The organism is Kocuria sp. CPCC 205261, assembly GCF_040981025.1.
GTDB classification, from domain to species: domain Bacteria; phylum Actinomycetota; class Actinomycetes; order Actinomycetales; family Micrococcaceae; genus Kocuria; species Kocuria marina.
Genome location: NZ_JAVKPU010000009.1, coordinates 139,039 through 154,699, shown reverse-complemented (window position 1 = coordinate 154,699; position 15,661 = coordinate 139,039). Strand labels below are relative to the sequence as shown.

At 69.3% G+C, this 15,661-nt stretch carries 13 protein-coding genes; 1 reads left to right on the top strand and 12 read right to left on the bottom strand.

The window, feature by feature from the left end; all coding sequences use genetic code 11:
• Window positions 1-582 precede the first annotated feature (582 nt).
• The 7 genes from tyrS to RF646_RS10325 all read right to left on the bottom strand — a co-directional run bounded on the left by tyrS (window position 583) and on the right by RF646_RS10325 (window position 9,954).
• Window positions 583-1,890, bottom strand: coding sequence for a tyrosine--tRNA ligase (gene tyrS / locus RF646_RS10355; protein ID WP_064845917.1), 1,308 nt, complete (start codon window positions 1,888-1,890; stop codon window positions 583-585).
• A 13-nt stretch (window positions 1,891-1,903) separates the two neighbouring features.
• On the bottom strand, window positions 1,904-4,201 hold the full coding sequence (locus RF646_RS10350) for an AAA family ATPase (protein ID WP_368835916.1): 2,298 nt from the start codon (window positions 4,199-4,201) through the stop codon (window positions 1,904-1,906).
• 85 nt (window positions 4,202-4,286) lie between these two features.
• Window positions 4,287-4,814, bottom strand: coding sequence for an adenine phosphoribosyltransferase (locus RF646_RS10345; RefSeq protein WP_064845919.1), 528 nt, complete (start codon window positions 4,812-4,814; stop codon window positions 4,287-4,289).
• A 40-nt stretch (window positions 4,815-4,854) separates the two neighbouring features.
• Window positions 4,855-5,565 carry a DNA-3-methyladenine glycosylase gene (locus RF646_RS10340; RefSeq protein ID WP_368835915.1) on the bottom strand — a complete coding sequence of 237 codons (711 nt, stop codon included), beginning with the start codon at window positions 5,563-5,565 and terminating at the stop codon, window positions 4,855-4,857.
• Window positions 5,562-7,007, bottom strand: a complete 1,446-nt coding sequence (gene argH, locus RF646_RS10335) for an argininosuccinate lyase (RefSeq protein ID WP_368835914.1) — start codon at window positions 7,005-7,007, stop codon at window positions 5,562-5,564. The genes RF646_RS10340 and argH overlap by 4 nt, the downstream gene beginning before the upstream one ends.
• Before the next feature lie 140 nt (window positions 7,008-7,147).
• Window positions 7,148-8,353, bottom strand: coding sequence for an argininosuccinate synthase (locus RF646_RS10330; protein WP_064845922.1), 1,206 nt, complete (start codon window positions 8,351-8,353; stop codon window positions 7,148-7,150).
• Window positions 8,354-8,439: 86 nt separating this feature from the next.
• Window positions 8,440-9,954, bottom strand: coding sequence for a long-chain fatty acid--CoA ligase (locus RF646_RS10325; RefSeq protein WP_368835913.1), 1,515 nt, complete (start codon window positions 9,952-9,954; stop codon window positions 8,440-8,442).
• 198 nt (window positions 9,955-10,152) lie between these two features.
• Between RF646_RS10325 and RF646_RS10320 the strand changes: the two genes are divergently transcribed.
• The gene (locus tag RF646_RS10320; protein WP_064845924.1) at window positions 10,153-10,584 is read left to right on the top strand and encodes an ankyrin repeat domain-containing protein; all 432 of its coding nucleotides are present in this window, start codon (window positions 10,153-10,155) and stop codon (window positions 10,582-10,584) included.
• Window positions 10,585-10,693: 109 nt separating this feature from the next.
• Here the strand turns inward: RF646_RS10320 and RF646_RS10315 are convergent, their stop codons facing one another.
• The 5 genes from RF646_RS10315 to argJ are packed head-to-tail and all read right to left on the bottom strand — an operon-like array spanning window position 10,694 to window position 15,618.
• Entirely contained in the window at window positions 10,694-11,188 is a 495-nt protein-coding gene (locus tag RF646_RS10315; RefSeq protein ID WP_368835912.1) for an arginine repressor, read from the bottom strand.
• Window positions 11,185-12,156: an ornithine carbamoyltransferase gene (argF, locus tag RF646_RS10310; protein ID WP_368835911.1), complete on the bottom strand. Its 972-nt coding sequence runs from the start codon at window positions 12,154-12,156 to the stop codon at window positions 11,185-11,187. The genes RF646_RS10315 and argF overlap by 4 nt, the downstream gene beginning before the upstream one ends.
• Before the next feature lie 36 nt (window positions 12,157-12,192).
• Complete coding sequence (locus tag RF646_RS10305) at window positions 12,193-13,455, bottom strand: acetylornithine transaminase (RefSeq protein ID WP_368835910.1); 1,263 nt, start codon at window positions 13,453-13,455, stop codon at window positions 12,193-12,195.
• On the bottom strand, window positions 13,452-14,402 hold the full coding sequence (gene argB, locus RF646_RS10300) for an acetylglutamate kinase (RefSeq protein ID WP_131333162.1): 951 nt from the start codon (window positions 14,400-14,402) through the stop codon (window positions 13,452-13,454). Before argB ends, RF646_RS10305 begins: the two co-directional genes overlap by 4 nt.
• Window positions 14,403-14,412: 10 nt before the next feature.
• Complete coding sequence (gene argJ, locus RF646_RS10295; RefSeq protein ID WP_131333163.1) at window positions 14,413-15,618, bottom strand: bifunctional glutamate N-acetyltransferase/amino-acid acetyltransferase ArgJ; 1,206 nt, start codon at window positions 15,616-15,618, stop codon at window positions 14,413-14,415.
• Between the last annotated feature and the right edge of the window lie 43 nt (window positions 15,619-15,661).

Here is a 15,661-nt window from a genome sequence, read left to right as displayed (position 1 = left end):
AGCGCAGCAGAACCAGGGCAGGATCCCAGCTGACACCCAACACCCCCAGGAAACGGGAAAACACCCAGGGGCCATCAGGCCATCAACCAAAAACAAAAAAACTTTGGTATCAACAAACTAGACACACTATTGAGTTGACAAACAACAAACCACACCACCAGACCCCTCACCAGGGCCACAACGGTCGGTTGTCCGATCGAGCCGCTGGGGGCCGATCAACGATTTGGTAGCTGCCTCTCGGATCGAACCTCTTGGGTCCGCCGCGAAGCGACTCATCAAGCTTAGTTCCGCGTTGCTCGGCGTGTCAACTTGACTGTTCAAGCCAATTCGCTTCGCGCTGCCGAATGCCAGGTAACCATAGCATGAACGAGGTCCGACGTGTCGGGCTGATCTTTGCTGGTCACCCCGCGGCTCCGGTTCCTTCTCGGTTCCTCGCCGCGGCGACTCGGAATACATTACACACGAGCCGGGACCGGCGCAAAACGCTGGCCCCGGCTCGCGGGTGCTCCGCCGTGCGGCGGTTCCGGGCGTCCATGCCCGGGGTATGTGACCAGGGCCCGACGGGGACCCGGTGCCCGACGATCAGCTCCCGACCGTGACGGCTGCCAGGTTCTTCTTGCCCCGGCGCAGCAGCGCGAACCGACCGTGCAACAGGTCGTCCGCGGTCAGGGTGGCGTCCTCCCCCGAGAGCTTGCGGTTGTTGACGGAAGCACCACCCTCCTTGAGCGTGCGCCGCGCGGCGGACTTGGATTCCGCCAGGCCCGTGGCCACGAGCAGATCCACCACGGCGTGCTCACCCGGTGCGACCTCCGCGTGGGGCAGCTCTGCCGCGACCGCCGCGAGCGTGTCTTCGTCCAGGTCCTCGAAGGAACCCTTGCCGAACACGGCGGCGGACGCCTCGATCGCCTTGCGCGTGGCCTCGGGCCCGTGCACCAGGGTGTTGACGTCCGAGGCTAGGACCTTCTGGGCCTCACGCCGGAAGGGTTCCTCCTCGGTGAGACGCTGCAGTTCCGCGATCTCCTCGCGGGTGCGGAAGGTGAAGACCTTGAGTCGATCCGCCACGTCCGCGTCCGCGGTGTTGAGCCAGAACTGGTAGAACGCGTAGGGCGAGGTCAGTTCCGGATCCAGCCAGATGGCATTGCCCTCCGACTTGCCGAACTTGGTGCCGTCCGAGTTGGTGATCAGCGGCGTGCCGATCGCGTGTACCGTGGCGCCCTCGGCCTTGCGCACCAGGTCGGTGCCGGAGGTGAGGTTGCCCCACTGGTCGGAACCGCCGGTCTGCAGGACGCAGTCGTACTGCCGGTACAGGTTGAGGAAGTCCAGTCCCTGCAGGATCTGGTAGCTGAACTCGGTGTAGGAGATCCCCTCTTCCGAGTTCAACCGCTTGGCCACGATGTCCTTCTTGATCATGGTGCCCACGCGGAAGTTCTTGCCGATGTCCCGCAGGAAATCGATCGCGGACAGCTGGGACGTCCAGTCCAGGTTGTTGACCATGCGCGCGGGATTGTCCCCCTCGAAGGACAGGAACCGCTGGACCTGTTCGCGCAGCAGGTTTACCCATTCGGCCACCGTCTCGCGCGAGTTGAGGACGCGTTCCGAGGTCTGCCGCGGATCACCGATCAGCCCGGTGGATCCGCCGACCAGACCGATCGGGTGGTGTCCCGCGAGTTGGAGTCGGCGAAGCAGCAACAACTGCACCAGGTGTCCCAGGTGCAGGGAGGACGCCGTGGGGTCGAACCCGCAGTAATACGTGATGGGACCACCGTCGAGCGTTTCCTGCAGGGCCTCCGCATCCGTGGAGACCTGGACGAGTCCGCGCCAGTTCAGCTCCTCCCACAGGGAGGAGAAGGACGGATCGTTGTGCTGCGTGCTGAGATCGGTGGTTGACACGTGGACTAAGTTATCAGGCCGCCGTGGGGTCCCCGGAGCCCGGTTCCCCGGGTTGCGGGGTGATCCCGTCGGGCAGTCCGTGGGCCGCCACGAGGTACAACCGCTGGGTGGGACGGGTCATGGCCACGTACAGATTGCCCGGGCCCCCGGCGGGGTCGTCCGCGATCTCCGTGGGTTCCACGACCACCACGGAATCGAACTCGAGGCCCTTGGCATCCCACGGGGTGAGCACCATGATCCGCCGGTCCAGGCTGCGCATGCCCGCGGCCACGAGCCCCGGGAAGGCCTCGTCCAGGGCCTTACCCACCGCGGCCAAACGTCCCCCGGGGCACACCACTCCCACGAGACCCCCGGCGAGCCGCTCCAGTTCGCGCCGCACCTGCGCCACGATCTCCGCGGCCAGCTCCGCCTCGACGGCCACCGGCACGATCACCGGCGGATCGCCGCCGCGCACCGCCGTGGGATCGGAGACCGCGATCCCCGTAGCCTGCGCGACCCGCACCGCGGCGTCGGCGATCGGTTGCGGGGTGCGGTAGTTGACCGTGAGTTCCTCGAGCGTGAAGCGCTCCCCCACGAACGGCTCGAGCGCCTCGTCCCAGGTCCGGGCCGCCGCCGCGTTCCCCGCCTGAGCGATGTCCCCGACCACCGTGAAGGACTTCAGGGGGCACCGGCGCATGAGCACGCGCCACTGCATGGGCGAGAGTTCCTGCGCCTCGTCCACGACTACGTGCCCGTACGCCCACGTACGGTCCGACGACGCCGCTTCGGCCGCCGTCATCCGGTGCGGCGCCTCAGCGTTGAAAGACGTGAGCTGTTCGACCGTGACGACGCCCTGGGCACCGATGTCCTCGAAACCCTCCGCCATGGCCTCGAGCGCCTTCTGCGCCGATTCCTGGGCCTTGCGCTCCTCGAGCGAACGGTCCCCGCGCACCTTGATACCGGCGGACTCGAAGTCGCCCAACAGTTCCGCGGCCTCGTCCAGCAGGGCGACGTCGGGTACGGTCAACGGCGCGTCGACGGGCCGCAGCAGGCGCGAGACCTGGGCGTCCGAGAGCCGCGGGGCGGCGGAGCGCAGGTAGTGCTCCTTGGCGAACAACTGAGCCACGAGTTGCTGGGGTGTCAAGGGCAACCACAGCAGGTTGAGCGCGATGCGTACCTCTCGGGACTGTCGCAGGTCCTCCTTGAGGTACGAGCGGTCCATCGTGGTCCCGGCCTTCTCGTTGAGCTCGTCCCCGAGGTTCTGGGCGAGCTCCTTAACGATGACCTTCACGAACGTCTCGCGGGCCTCGTTGTGCGGCTTGCCCGTGGCGCGCGCACGCTCCCGGGCCCGGCGCACGAGCGAGGGTTCGAGCCGCACGCGGTGGCCGTCCACGGTGAGCCACTGGGTGCGCTCAGGAACCTTCTGCCGGTCAGCAACGGCGCGCTTGATGACGTCCACCATGTGCAGCCCGGACTTCCAACGGGTCACCCAGGGGTCGGTCTCGACCGTGCCGTGTACACCCGGATAGAGGTCCGCGAGGGACGACATCACCACGCCGGTCTCCCCGAGCGCCGGAAGCACGCGTTCGATGTACCACAGGAACGACGACGACGGACCCACGATCAGCACACCCGACTTGGCGAGCCGCTCCCGGTGTTCGTATAACAAGTACGCGGCACGGTGCAGGGCCACGGCGGTCTTGCCGGTACCCGGGCCACCCTGGACCACGCGCACCCCGGACAGCGGGGCGCGAATGATGCGGTCTTGTTCGGCCTGGATCGTGGCGACGATGTCCGTCATGCGGCCCGTGCGCTCGGAGTTCAGGGCCGCGATGAGCGCGCCCTCGCCGTGCACAACCTCGGCGTCGGAGACGGCACCCGGATCCAGGACGTCGTCCTCGAGGGCGGTGACCTCCCGCCCGTCCATGATGAGGTGGCGTCGACGCACCAGGTCCATGGGGTTGGCGGCGGTGGCCTGGTAGAAGGCCCCGGCCTCGCGGGCCCGCCAGTCCAGTACGAGCCGGCGGTGGTCCTCCGTGGCCAGTCCGAGCCGGCCCACGTAGTGCCGCTCCCCCTCGGTGGTGTCCAGGCGACCGAAGACCAAACGTTCATCCACCGAGTCGAGTTGGGTGAGTCGGTCCTCGTAATGCGTGGCGAATGCGTCACGTTCGGAGCGCGCCTGGTGTCCCCCGCCGAAGTTCGTGGTCCGGACGCGGCGCAACTCGTCCGCATTGAGTTGCCGCAACTCGTCCAACCGGGCGTAGGCCTCGGCGACGTAGCGCCGTTCCTCCCCCAGTTGCCGGGACACCTCCACGGATGCGGATTCCTCCACGCACTTCACCTCACGCACACTGCCGACGGGTCCGGTCGCTCAACCGGCGATCGTCTATCCTACCGCTCGACCCGCGACTCCCCCGTCACACGCGCAACAGAGCGCGCACGCGATGCCCACCCAGTTGGGCCCGGCCGCGCAGCGCAGTCAGCTCCATGATCACGCCGAAACCCGCGACGTTGTACCCGCCGCGCGTCAACAACGACGCCGTGGCACCCAGGGTCCCGCCCGTGGCGAGGACGTCGTCCAGGACCAGGACGCGCGAACCGCGGGGAGCGTCGTCGGTGTGGATCTCCAGGGTGCCCGTGCCGTACTCGAGGTCGTAGGCCTGGGAGATGGTCTCGCGCGGGAGCTTGCCCGCCTTGCGCACCGGGATGATCCCCACCCCGGAGGCGTACGCCACAGCCGCGGCGATCATGAATCCGCGCGCCTCCACACCGGCCACGCAGTCGTACTGGCCGCGGAAGGCGTCCACGAGCGCGTCCACGGTGCGCTGGAAACCGTCCCCGTCCGCGAACAGGGGCGTGAGATCGCGGAAGAGCACCCCCGGCTCGGGATGGTCGGGGATCTTGGCGCACAACCGGTCGATCATCTGTTCCACGGATTCAGTCACCGCTCCATCGTATCCGGCGCACCGCGCGGCGGGCGGTGCGCTAGCGCGTGCGGCGGCGTTTGACGGTGGCCTTGCGGTACGGGGAGACCGTGGGCTCGCCCGGCAGTGCGTAGCGCCACGGGTACGCGTCCGTCCCGCCCTCCCCGGACACGCCCGTCCGGGCCGTCACGACGACGTCGCTCGCGGGGCGTTGCGCGAGGACCAGTCCGGTCCACGTGTCCTCACCGCGCCGTTCGACCTCCTCGCGCGCCCGGGCCACGGGATCGGGGGCGGTGCCGAGATCGGCGAGCGCGGCGCCGTCGTCGTCGCGGGTCAGTGCGAGGGCTTGCGCCACGTTGCCGGGCCCGCGCGCGAGCGAGGCGAAGGCCGGTTCGGAACTGCGGTTTGCGAGCCTGCGCTGCGTGGCCACCTCGGTGCCCAGCACGACCTCGCCCGAGCGGATCAGGACACCGCCACCGACGCCCTCGGGCCGGCACACGAAGTTCACCGCGTGATGCAGCCCGTACGTGAAGTACACGTAGACGTGCCCGGGCGGGCCGAACATCGAGGCGTTGCGCGCCGTGCGACCCCGGTAGGTGTGGGCCCCGGGATCCGGCAGGTCCGAGTCCTGCGGGCCGCCATAGGCCTCGACCTCGGTCAGCCGCAGCCCCACCGTGCCCCCGGGGCGCGCGCACACGAGGACGGCGCCGAGCAGCCGGGGAGCGACGTCGGGGGCCGGGGCGAGGAGAAGCTCGTGCAGTCCGGCCGTCACGAGACGACGGGCTCGCGCGCGGCGAAGGCGTCCAGCTCCGCGAGCTGCCGTTCGAGCTCGGTGAGCTGTTGGGCGACCGCGTCCGGCGCGGTGCCGCCCTGGGAGTTGCGCGAGGACAGGGAGCCCTCGACCGTGAGCACCTCGCGGACCCCGGGCGTGAGGTGCGGCGAGATCGCGGCGAACTGCTCATCGGTCAGGTCCCACAGCTCGATGCCCTCGTCCTCGCACACGCGCACGGCCTCCCCGGAGACCTCGTGCGCCTCGCGGAATGGGACGCCCTGACGCACGAGCCACTCGGCGACGTCGGTCGCGAGCGCGAAACCCTGCGGGGCGAGCTCGGCGAGGCGCTGCGTGTGGAACTCGAGGGTCGCCATCATGCCCGTGACGGCGGGCAACAGCACCTCGAGCTGGTCGATCGCGTCGAAGACGGGTTCCTTGTCCTCTTGCAGATCCCGGTTGTACGCGAGCGGCAACCCCTTGAGGGTCGCGAGCAGACCCGCGAGGTCACCGATCAACCGCCCGGCCTTACCGCGCGCGAGTTCCGCGACGTCCGGGTTCTTCTTCTGCGGCATGATCGATGAGCCGGTCGAATAGGCGTCGTCCAGGGTCACGAACGAGAATTCCTTGGTGGCCCACGTGGTCACCTCCTCGCTCATCCGGGAGACGTCCACGGCGGCCATGGCGCACACCCACGCGAACTCCGCGTAGACGTCCCGCGACGCGGTGCCGTCGATCGAGTTGAACACCGCGGAGTCGAAGCCGAGCTCGGCCGCCACGGCATTGGGGTCCAGGCCCAGCGACGATCCCGCGAGCGCGCCCGAACCGTACGGGGACACCGCCGCACGCTTGTCCCAGTCGGCGAGCCGCTGGACGTCCCGCAGTACCGCCCACGCGTGGGCGAGCAGGTGGTGGGACAGCAGCACGGGCTGGGCGTGCTGCAGGTGGGTGCGCCCGGGCATGGGGGCGTACGGGTGGCGCCGCGCCTGCTCCACGAGGGCTCGCACGAGCTCCAGCAGGTTGCGCGCCATGATCGAGGCGTGGTCGCGCAGGTACATCCGACCCAGGGTCGCGATCTGGTCGTTGCGGGAGCGACCCGCGCGCAGCTTGCCGCCGAGGTTCGCCCCGGCGCGCTCGATGAGCCCGCGCTCGAGGCACCCGTGGACGTCCTCGTCCGACGGCGACGGCGCGTACGCCCCGCTGCGCACGTCCGCCTCGAGCCGGTCGAGTGCGTCCAGCATCCCGCTCAACTCGTCCTCGCTCAACAGGCCGGCCGTGTGCAGCACGCGGGCGTGGGCGCGGGACCCCGCGATGTCGTACGGCGCCAGACGCCAATCGAAATCGGTGGACTTGCTCAGCGCGGCGAGGGCGTCCGCGGGCCCGCCCGCGAATCGACCGCCCCACAGGGCGCCCTCGTTGGTTCCGTGCTGCTCGTGCTGGGCCATGATGCTCCTCGTGGACGTCGTGGGACCGTGGATTGCCGGGCACTCACCCGGCGTGGGGAACGGCCGGGCTCCAGTCTAGGAGCCCGGCCGTTCGCGATGATGTGGTGATCACCCGCGCACCGGGGCGCGGGAGACGGATGTCAGCCCTCGGCGAGGCCCTGCTCGCGGCGGGAGGCCACCTTGGAGGACATCCCGAACAGTTCGATGAACCCGCGGGCGTTGGACTGGTCGAAGGAGTCACCTTCGTCGTACGTGGCCAGGTTGAAGTCGTAGAGACCCGTGGACGAACGCCGCCCGGTCACTGTGGCCCGGCCCGCGTGCAACTCCATGCGGATGTCACCGTTGACGTACTTCTGGGTGTCCTCGATGAACACGTCCAAGGACTTCTTCAACGGGGAGAACCACTGGCCGTCGTAGACGAGCTCGGTCCAGCGTTGACCCACGGTCTTCTTGAAGCGGGCCTGCTCGCGCTCGATCGTGACGTTCTCGAGTTCCTTGTGCGCGGCGATCAACGCCATGGCACCCGGGGCCTCGTAGATCTCGCGGGACTTGATGCCCACGAGCCGGTCCTCAACGATGTCGATCCGCCCCACACCCTGGGCACCCGCGCGGCGGTTGAGCTCCTGGATGGCCTGCAGCGGCGTGACGGGCTTGCCATCGAGCGCCACGGGCACGCCCTGCTCGAACGTGATCACGACCTCGTCCGCGGCGGGCGGGAACGTGGGATCGTCCGTGTAGTCGTAGACGTCCTTGGTGGGCGCGTTCCAGATGTCCTCGAGGAACCCGGTCTCCACCGCGCGGCCCCACACGTTCTGGTCGATCGAGAAGGGGTTCTTCTTGGTCGTGGCGATCGGCAGGTTGTTGTTCTCCGCGTACGTGATGGCCTTCTCACGGGTCAACGCGAGGTCACGTACCGGCGCGATGCACTTGAGTTCGGGACCCAGGGTCTGGATGCCCACCTCGAAGCGCACCTGGTCGTTGCCCTTGCCCGTGCAGCCGTGGGCCACCGTGGTGGCACCGAACTGCTTCGCGGCCTTCACGAGGTGCTTGACGATCACCGGGCGGGAGACGGCCGAGACCAGGGGGTAGGAGTCCATGTAGAGGCCGTTGGCCTTCAACGCGGGCATGCAGTACTCGCTCGCGAACTCGTCACGGGCGTCCGCGACGTACGCCTCCACGGCACCGCAGTCCAGGGCGCGCTGACGCACGGTCTCGAGGTCCTCGCCACCCTGTCCGACATCCACGGCCACGGCGATGACCTCGGCACCGGTGGCCTCACCGATCCACCCGATGGCCACGGACGTGTCCAATCCGCCCGAGTAGGCCAATACCACGCGATCACTCACGGTGCTTTCCTCCACAACTGCTCGACGACGCCGACTACGCGGGAGTGCCCCGCGGCTCATGCATGACTATACACAGCAATCAGTATTTATGCATCGAGGGTCAGTTCGCGCTTCAAAATCTTGCCCGTAGGGCCCTTGGGCAGCTCGTCCACGATCCGGTAGATCCGGGGGTACTTGTACTTGGCCACCCGCTCCTGGACGAACGCGTCCAGCTCTCGCGTGAGCGCCTCGCGGCCCTTGGACTGGAGCACCCCGGACTCGAAGACCACCACGGCCCCGACCTCCTCGCCGTGCTTCTCGCTCGGGACCCCCAGCACCGCGGCCTCCACCACGCCGGGGAACTGGTAGATGGCCTCCTCGACCTCGCGCGGGTACACGTTGTAACCGCCGCGCAGGATCATGTCCTTCTTACGGTCCACGATGAAGAACGCGCCGTCCTCGTCCTCGCGAGCCATGTCACCGGTGTGGAACCAGCCGCCGCGCATCGCGTTCTCGGTGGCTTCGGGCTTGTTCCAGTAGCCCTTCATCACGTACTGCCCGCGCACCACGAGCTCACCGACCTCGTTGGTGGGGACCTGCTGGTCGTCCCCGTCCACCACGCGCAGCTCCGCACCGCGCACGGCCGTGCCGATGGAGCCCGGCTTGCGCTCGTTGCCCGGCTGGTTGAAGCACACCACCGGCGAGGTCTCGGACAGCCCGTACCCCTCGAACACGGTGGTGTTGAAGACCTTCTCGAACTTGACCATGACCTCCACAGGCATGGGGGACCCTCCGGACACGCCGGCACGCAGGTCCACGCCCTCGACGGCCTGCGGGTCCTGGTTGGCCTGGTGCAGCAGGGCCACGTACATGGTGGGGACCCCCGCGAAGATCGTGACACCGTCGCGGCGCAGGATCTCCAGGGCCTTGCCCGGGTGGAAGCGGGGCAGCAGAGTCACGGCCGCACCGCTGCAGATCACGCCGTTGAGCGCCACCGTCTGGCCGAACACGTGGAAGAAGGGCAGCCCACCGAACATCACGTCCCCGTGGTGCAGGTTGAACACCTCGCCGGCGACCTCGGCGTTGGTGAGCAGGTTGTGGTGGGTCAGCTCCGCACCCTTGGGGCGGCCGGTGGTCCCGGACGTGTAGAGCAGCACGGCCGTGTCCGAGTCCTGACGCTCCACGACGTCACGGTCGGGATCCACACCCTGGAGGCGCTCCACCGTTCCGCGGGCGCTGATGGGCAGCACGGCGAGGCCCTCGATCTCCTCGGCCGCCTTCTGGCTGGCCTGCGCCATGTCCTCCCACGCGAGCACGAAGGAGCACCCGGAGTCCTGGAAGTGGTAGGTGAGCTCTCGGGGCGTGAGCAGGGGGTTGAGGGGGACGACGATGCCGCCGGCGCGCAGGATCGCGTAGTACAACACGGCCATGTGGGGCACGTTGGGCAGCACGAGGGCCACGCGGTCCCCCGGTCGGATGCCGTTGGCCTTGAGCAGCGCCGCGCCGCGGGCGGAGAGATCGTCCAGCTGCCCGTAGGTCATGTGCAGCTCGTCGAGAATGATCGCGGGATCGGACGTGTACTGGGCGGCCGAGGTGGTGAGCAGGGTGGCCAGGTTGGTCATGGGTCCTCCAGAAGACGGTGTGAGTTCTAACACGTGATACTGCCCGTATCGGATATTCGAGTCAAACGTCGACCCCGCCCGGATTCCGCGTGCGACACTAGACAGCGCCGCACGCGACGAGCCCCGGCCGCCGCTCTCCGCAATCCCGTCAATTCGTTCCCGGGCCACGGGCCGTGGCCCCGTACAGGAGGATCCCCCGTGACCGACCAGCACAGAAACGCGCAGAGCCCCCAATTCACCGAGGCGGAGCTGGCCTACGTCTCATCCCTGTTCGACGCCGCCCGCAACGGCGACACCCAGCTGCTGAGCTCTGCGCTCGACGCCGGGGTGCCGGTCAACCTCACGAACAGCAAGGGGGACACCCTGCTGAACCTGGCGGCGTACCTGGAGCGCGAGGAGACGGTGGCCATGCTGCTCGCCCGCGGCGCGGACACCGAGCGCGTGAGCGACATGGGCTTCACTGCCCTGGTCTGTGCGGTGTTCCGCGGCAACGAGCCCATTGCCCGCGCGCTGCTCGAGGCGGGGGCGGGCCAGGCCACGGGTCACCAGCACGCACAGGACGTGGCCCGCGTCTTCGGCCAGGAGCACCTGCTGCCGCTGCTGGAGAGCTACGAGACGCGCGAGGCCTGAACCGGGCGGACGGCACCTGCTCTTCCAGGGGCTGGGGGCCCACCGCCGGGAGGTGGCACGGGCGCGGACGGCGCGCGGGCGGCGTCGTCCGCGTGCCTGGTGGGCGCGCTCAGCGGGCGAGGCCCAGGAACTTCCGCGCGAGCTGCTCCCCGCCCTGGGGATCCCGGCTGACCACCATGATGGTGTCGTCCCCGGCAATGGTGCCGAGCACCTCGGGGAGCAGCGAGTGGTCGATCGCCGAGGCGAAGTACTGCGCGGCCCCGGGCGGGGTGCGCAGGATCACGAGGTTGGCGCTGCCCTCGGCCGTCACGAGCAGCTCGCGGCACAGTGCGGCGAGCTTGGCGTCGGTGCTCTCGCGGGTGACGCCGCTGGTCGGGGACCGGTCCACCCCCGCCTGGGGAACCGCGTAGACCATGCCCCCGCTCGCGGAGCGCACGCGCACCGCCTCGAGTTCCACGAGGTCTCGGGACAGGGTCGCCTGGGTCACCTGGATGCCATCCGCCGCGAGCAGTTCGGCCAGTTCGGCCTGCGAGTGGACGTCTCCTCCGGTCACAAGTTCGAGGATCCGGGCCTGGCGCGCCGTCTTGGTCGTGGGGATGCTCACCGTGCCTCCTCCCGGCGCAAGGCGGCGGGCAGGTCCGCGGCCAGTCCCGAGGAATCCAGCAGGAACGTGAGCAGGGCCTTCTGCGCGTGCACCCGGTTCTCGGCCTCGTCCCACACCCGGGACGCGGGGCCGTCGATCACGTCCGCGGCGACCTCGAAGCCGCGGTAGGCAGGCAGGCAGTGCAGGAACACGGCGTCGTCGGCCGCGAGCGCCATGGCCTCGGAGGTCACGGAGTACGGCGTGAAGATCTGCGCGCGCTCGGTTTTCTCGCTCTCCTGGCCCATGGACACCCACGTGTCGGTGACAACGGCGTCCGCGTCCTCCAGCGCCTCTCTCGCGTCCGTGGTCACGAGCACCGAGCCGCCGGTGAGCTCGGCGCGTTCGCGGGCCGCGGCGACGACGTCCTCGCGCGGCAGGTAGCCTCCCGGTCCGGCCACGCGCACGTGCATGCCGGCCGTGGCGCAGCCGAGCAGGTAGGAGTTCGCCATGTTGTTCGCGGCGTCCCCCAGGTAGACCAGGGTGCGCCCGGCCACGTCCCCGAACTCCTCGCGCAGCGTCAGCAGGTCCGCGAGGATCTGGCACGGGTGGTAGTCGTCGGACAGGGCGTTGATCACCGGGACGTCGCTGAACTCGGCCATCTCCTCGAGCCCGGACTGCGCGTACGTGCGCCACACGATCGCCCCGAGCATCCGGGAGAGCACGCGGGCGCTGTCCGCGACGGTTTCCTTGTGGCCCAGCTGGGACTCCCCCGGGTTGATGATCAGCGGGTTGCCGCCCAGGTCGCTCACCCCGGCCGCGAACGAGACGCGGGTGCGGGTGGAGGTCTTGTCGAAGATGATCCCCACGGTCTGCGGACCCGCGAGTGGGCGGCGGGAGAACCGGTCCGCCTTGAGCGAGGCGGCAAGGTCCAGGACCCCGGACTGTTCCTCGGGGGTGAGATCGGTGTCGACCAGGAAGTGACGGGGCACGGGGGATTCTCCTTCGGGTGTGGTGCTGTCCGGGGCTCAGCGGGCGCGGACGGTCTCGAGCACATGCGGCAGGGCCTCGACGAACGTGTCCGCCTGCTCCGCGGTGATGATGAGAGGCGGCGCCAAACGCAGCGTGGTGGGTCCGGTGGCGTTGAGGATGAATCCAGCCTCGCGCGCGGCGGCGACGACGCGCTGGGCCATGGGGTCCCCGGGGGTCCCGGCGTTCTCCGCGTCCTCGGTGTTCTCCGTGACGAGGTCCACGCCGACCAACAGACCGTACTGGCGGACCTCCCCCACCCCGGGGACCTCCCGCAGCCGCTGCGCGAGGTGGGCTCCCACGTCCCGGGCGTTGGCGAGCAGGTTCTCGTTCTCGAGGGTCGTGACAGTCGCGAGTCCCGCGGCCATCGCCAGGGGGTTGCCCCCGAACGTGGTGCCGTGCTGACCCGCTCCCAGTAGGGCCGAGACCTCCGGTCCCGCCGTGAGCATGGCCCCCACGGGGAACCCGCCACCGAGCCCCTTGGCGAACGTCACAGCATCCGGGAACTCACCCCGGGGCAGCTGGGCGGTGGCGGCGAGCCACGCGCCGGTGCGGCCCATCCCGGACTGCACCTCGTCCACGATCAGCAGTGCACCGTGCTCGCGCGTGAGCCTGCGGGCCAGTGCCAGGAACCCCTCGGGCAGCCCGTGCACGCCGGCCTCGCCCTGGACGGGTTCCACGATCACCGCACTCACGGTGTCGTCGAGTTCGCGCTCGAGGGCCTCCGCCGTGGCCGGGATGTGGGTGACCCCGGCGGGCAGCGGTTCGAACGGTTCGCGGTAGGCCGCCTTGGCCGTAAGTGACAGGGATCCCATGGTCCGGCCGTGGAACGAGTTCTCGAGTGCGAGCACACGCGTCCGGGGCCGACCCTGCGCGTCCGGGTGCGCGCGGCCATGGCGGCGCGCGAGCTTGAACGCGGCCTCGTTCGCCTCCGAGCCCGAGTTCGCAAAGAACACGTGGGAGCCCTCGGGCGCCCCCGTGACCTTGAGCAGTTTCTCGGCCAGGTGGATACTGCCCGGGGACGTGAACAGGTTGGAGATGTGCGCAAGGGTTCCCGCTTGCTCCGAGACCGCCCGTACCCACGCGGGGTGCGCGTGGCCCAGGGCGTTCACCGCGATCCCCGCGAGCAGGTCGAGGTACCGCTTGCCGTTGGCATCGGTGACGTGCACGCCCTCGCCCGACACGAGCACGAGTGATGGATCCCCGAACACTCCCAGAAGGTGTTCCTTGTACTCCCCCAGCAGTTCGTCCTGGTTGCTCATGTGTGCTCAACTCCGTCCGGTGTGACCTCTGTGCCGATACCCGTGTCCGTGAAGATCTCCAACAGGGACGAGTGCTCCGTGCGCCCGTCCACGATGCTCGCGCGCGGCACACCGCCGTCCACCGCTCGTAGAGCCGCCCGCATCTTGGGGATCATCCCCGATTCGAGCTCCGGCAGCATCTCACGCAGTTCCGCCGCGGATAGGGACGAGATCAGCGACGAGCGATCCGGCCAGTCCGCGTAGAGCCCCTCGACGTCCGTGAGGGCCACGAACTTCTCCGCGCCCAGGGCCACGGCCACCTCGGCGGCCGCCGTGTCCGCATTGACGTTGAGGACTTGCCCCGTGAGCGCACCCCGCCCCGCGGCATCGTCGTCCGAATCCGCGAGCTCCGGGGCGATCGAGGCGATGACCGGGATCTTACCGATGTCCAGCAGCTGCTCGACCGCGACCGTGTTGACGCGCGTGACGGTACCCACGAGACCGAGGTCCAGGGGCGCGCCGTCGGACCCGATGCGCACGCGGCGCGCCTGCAGCAGCCCCGCGTCCTCGCCGGACATGCCCACCGCGTACGGGCCGTGGGCGTTGATCAGGCCCACGAGTTCCCGCCCCACCTGCCCTGTGAGGACCATGCGGATGACAGACATGGCCTCGGGCGTGGTCACGCGCAGACCGTCCTTGAACTCGGACGGGATGTTCAGGGACTCGAGCATCGCGCTGATCTGCGGGCCGCCGCCGTGGACCACGACCGGGCGGATGCCCACGTGGCGCAGGAAAACCATGTCCTCCGCGAAGGCGCGCCGCAGGTCGTCGTTGATCATGGCGTTGCCGCCGTACTTAAAGACCATGGTGGATCCCGCGTAGCGCTGGATCCACGGCAGGGCCTCCATGAGGGTCTCCGCCTTCGAGCGGGCCGTCTCGTACCTGGTGTTATCGCTGAGTCGTGACATGGTGGGCGCGCTAGCTGGAGTAGGCGCTGTTCTCCTCGACGTAGTCATGGGTGAGGTCGTTGGTCCACACGGTCGCGCTCGCGTCCCCGGCCTTGAGGTCAATGAGGACGTCCACAGCGCGCGACGCCGCGAGGTCCACGCCCTCGCGCGGATCACCGATCGCGCCGTTGCGGCACACCGTCACGCCGTTGATGGTGACGTCGATCCGGTCGGGGTCGAACTGGGCGTCCGTGGTGCCCACCGCCGAGAGCACACGCCCCCAGTTGGGGTCGTTACCGAACACCGCTGTCTTGAACAGGTTGGAGCGGGCCACCGTGCGGGAGACGTCCTCCGCCTCGGTCTCCGTGGCCGCGCCCACCGTGGTGATCGCGATGTCGTGGGAGGCACCCTCCGCGTCCGTGATCAGCTGCTGCGCGAGGCTGTGGCACACCGCGGTCAGTGCGTGCGTGAACTCCCCCTGGTCCGGGCGCTGCGCCGAGGCGCCGGATGACATCAGGACCACGGTGTCGTTGGTGGACATGCACCCGTCCGAGTCCGCGCGGTTGAACGTGACACGGCACGCCTCCTTCAGAGCGAGCGAGAGCTCCTCCGCGCTCAGGACGGCGTCGGTCGTGAGGACCACGAGCATGGTGGCAAGCCCCGGTGCGAGCATGCCCGCCCCCTTGGCCATGCCGCCCACGCTCCACCCTGAGCCGCTCACGCAGGCCTGCTTGGGGACGGTGTCCGTGGTCATGATGGCCTCCGCGGCCTCCGCCGCGGCACGCTGCCCGGGTGCGAGCGCGGCCACGACGGCCGGGACCCCGCCGCGCACGACGTCCATCGGCAGCTGTTCCCCGATCAGCCCGGTGGAGCACACCAGAACGTCCCCTGCACCGATGCCCAGCTGCTCACCCACCAGCTCGGCGGTCTCGTGGGTGTTCTGGAAGCCCTGCGGGCCGGTGCACGCGTTCGCCCCGCCCGAGTTGAGCACCACCGCGCGGGCACGGCCCTGCCGGATCACCTCGCGGGACCAGTGGACGGGGGCGGCGGCCACGCGATTGCTGGTGAATTGGGCGGCCGCGGCGTCGTCGGGCCCGGTGTTGACCACCAAGGCGAGGTCACGGCCACCCGACTTCTTGAAGCCGGCCACCACGCCAGCGGCGCTGAAACCGGCCGCGGCGCACACGCCGGAGTCGGTGCTCACGGGGACGTCGGGAATGGGGTTGTGCGAGGACATCGCAGCTCCTGGTTCGGACGGGCGGTCGAGCGGGGACCCGGGA

What these genes read in the sequence shown, in the direction of transcription:
- argH (WP_368835914.1), bottom strand. Translation starts at nt 7,007, where the DNA reads ATGGCCCAGCACGAGCAGCACGGAACCAACGAGGGCGCCCTGTGGGGC.
- RF646_RS10325 (WP_368835913.1), bottom strand. Translation starts at nt 9,954, where the DNA reads ATGACCAACCTGGCCACCCTGCTCACCACCTCGGCCGCCCAGTACACG.
- RF646_RS10305 (WP_368835910.1), bottom strand. Translation starts at nt 13,455, where the DNA reads ATGAGCAACCAGGACGAACTGCTGGGGGAGTACAAGGAACACCTTCTG.
- argB (WP_131333162.1), bottom strand. Translation starts at nt 14,402, where the DNA reads ATGTCACGACTCAGCGATAACACCAGGTACGAGACGGCCCGCTCGAAG.
- argJ (WP_131333163.1), bottom strand. Translation starts at nt 15,618, where the DNA reads ATGTCCTCGCACAACCCCATTCCCGACGTCCCCGTGAGCACCGACTCC.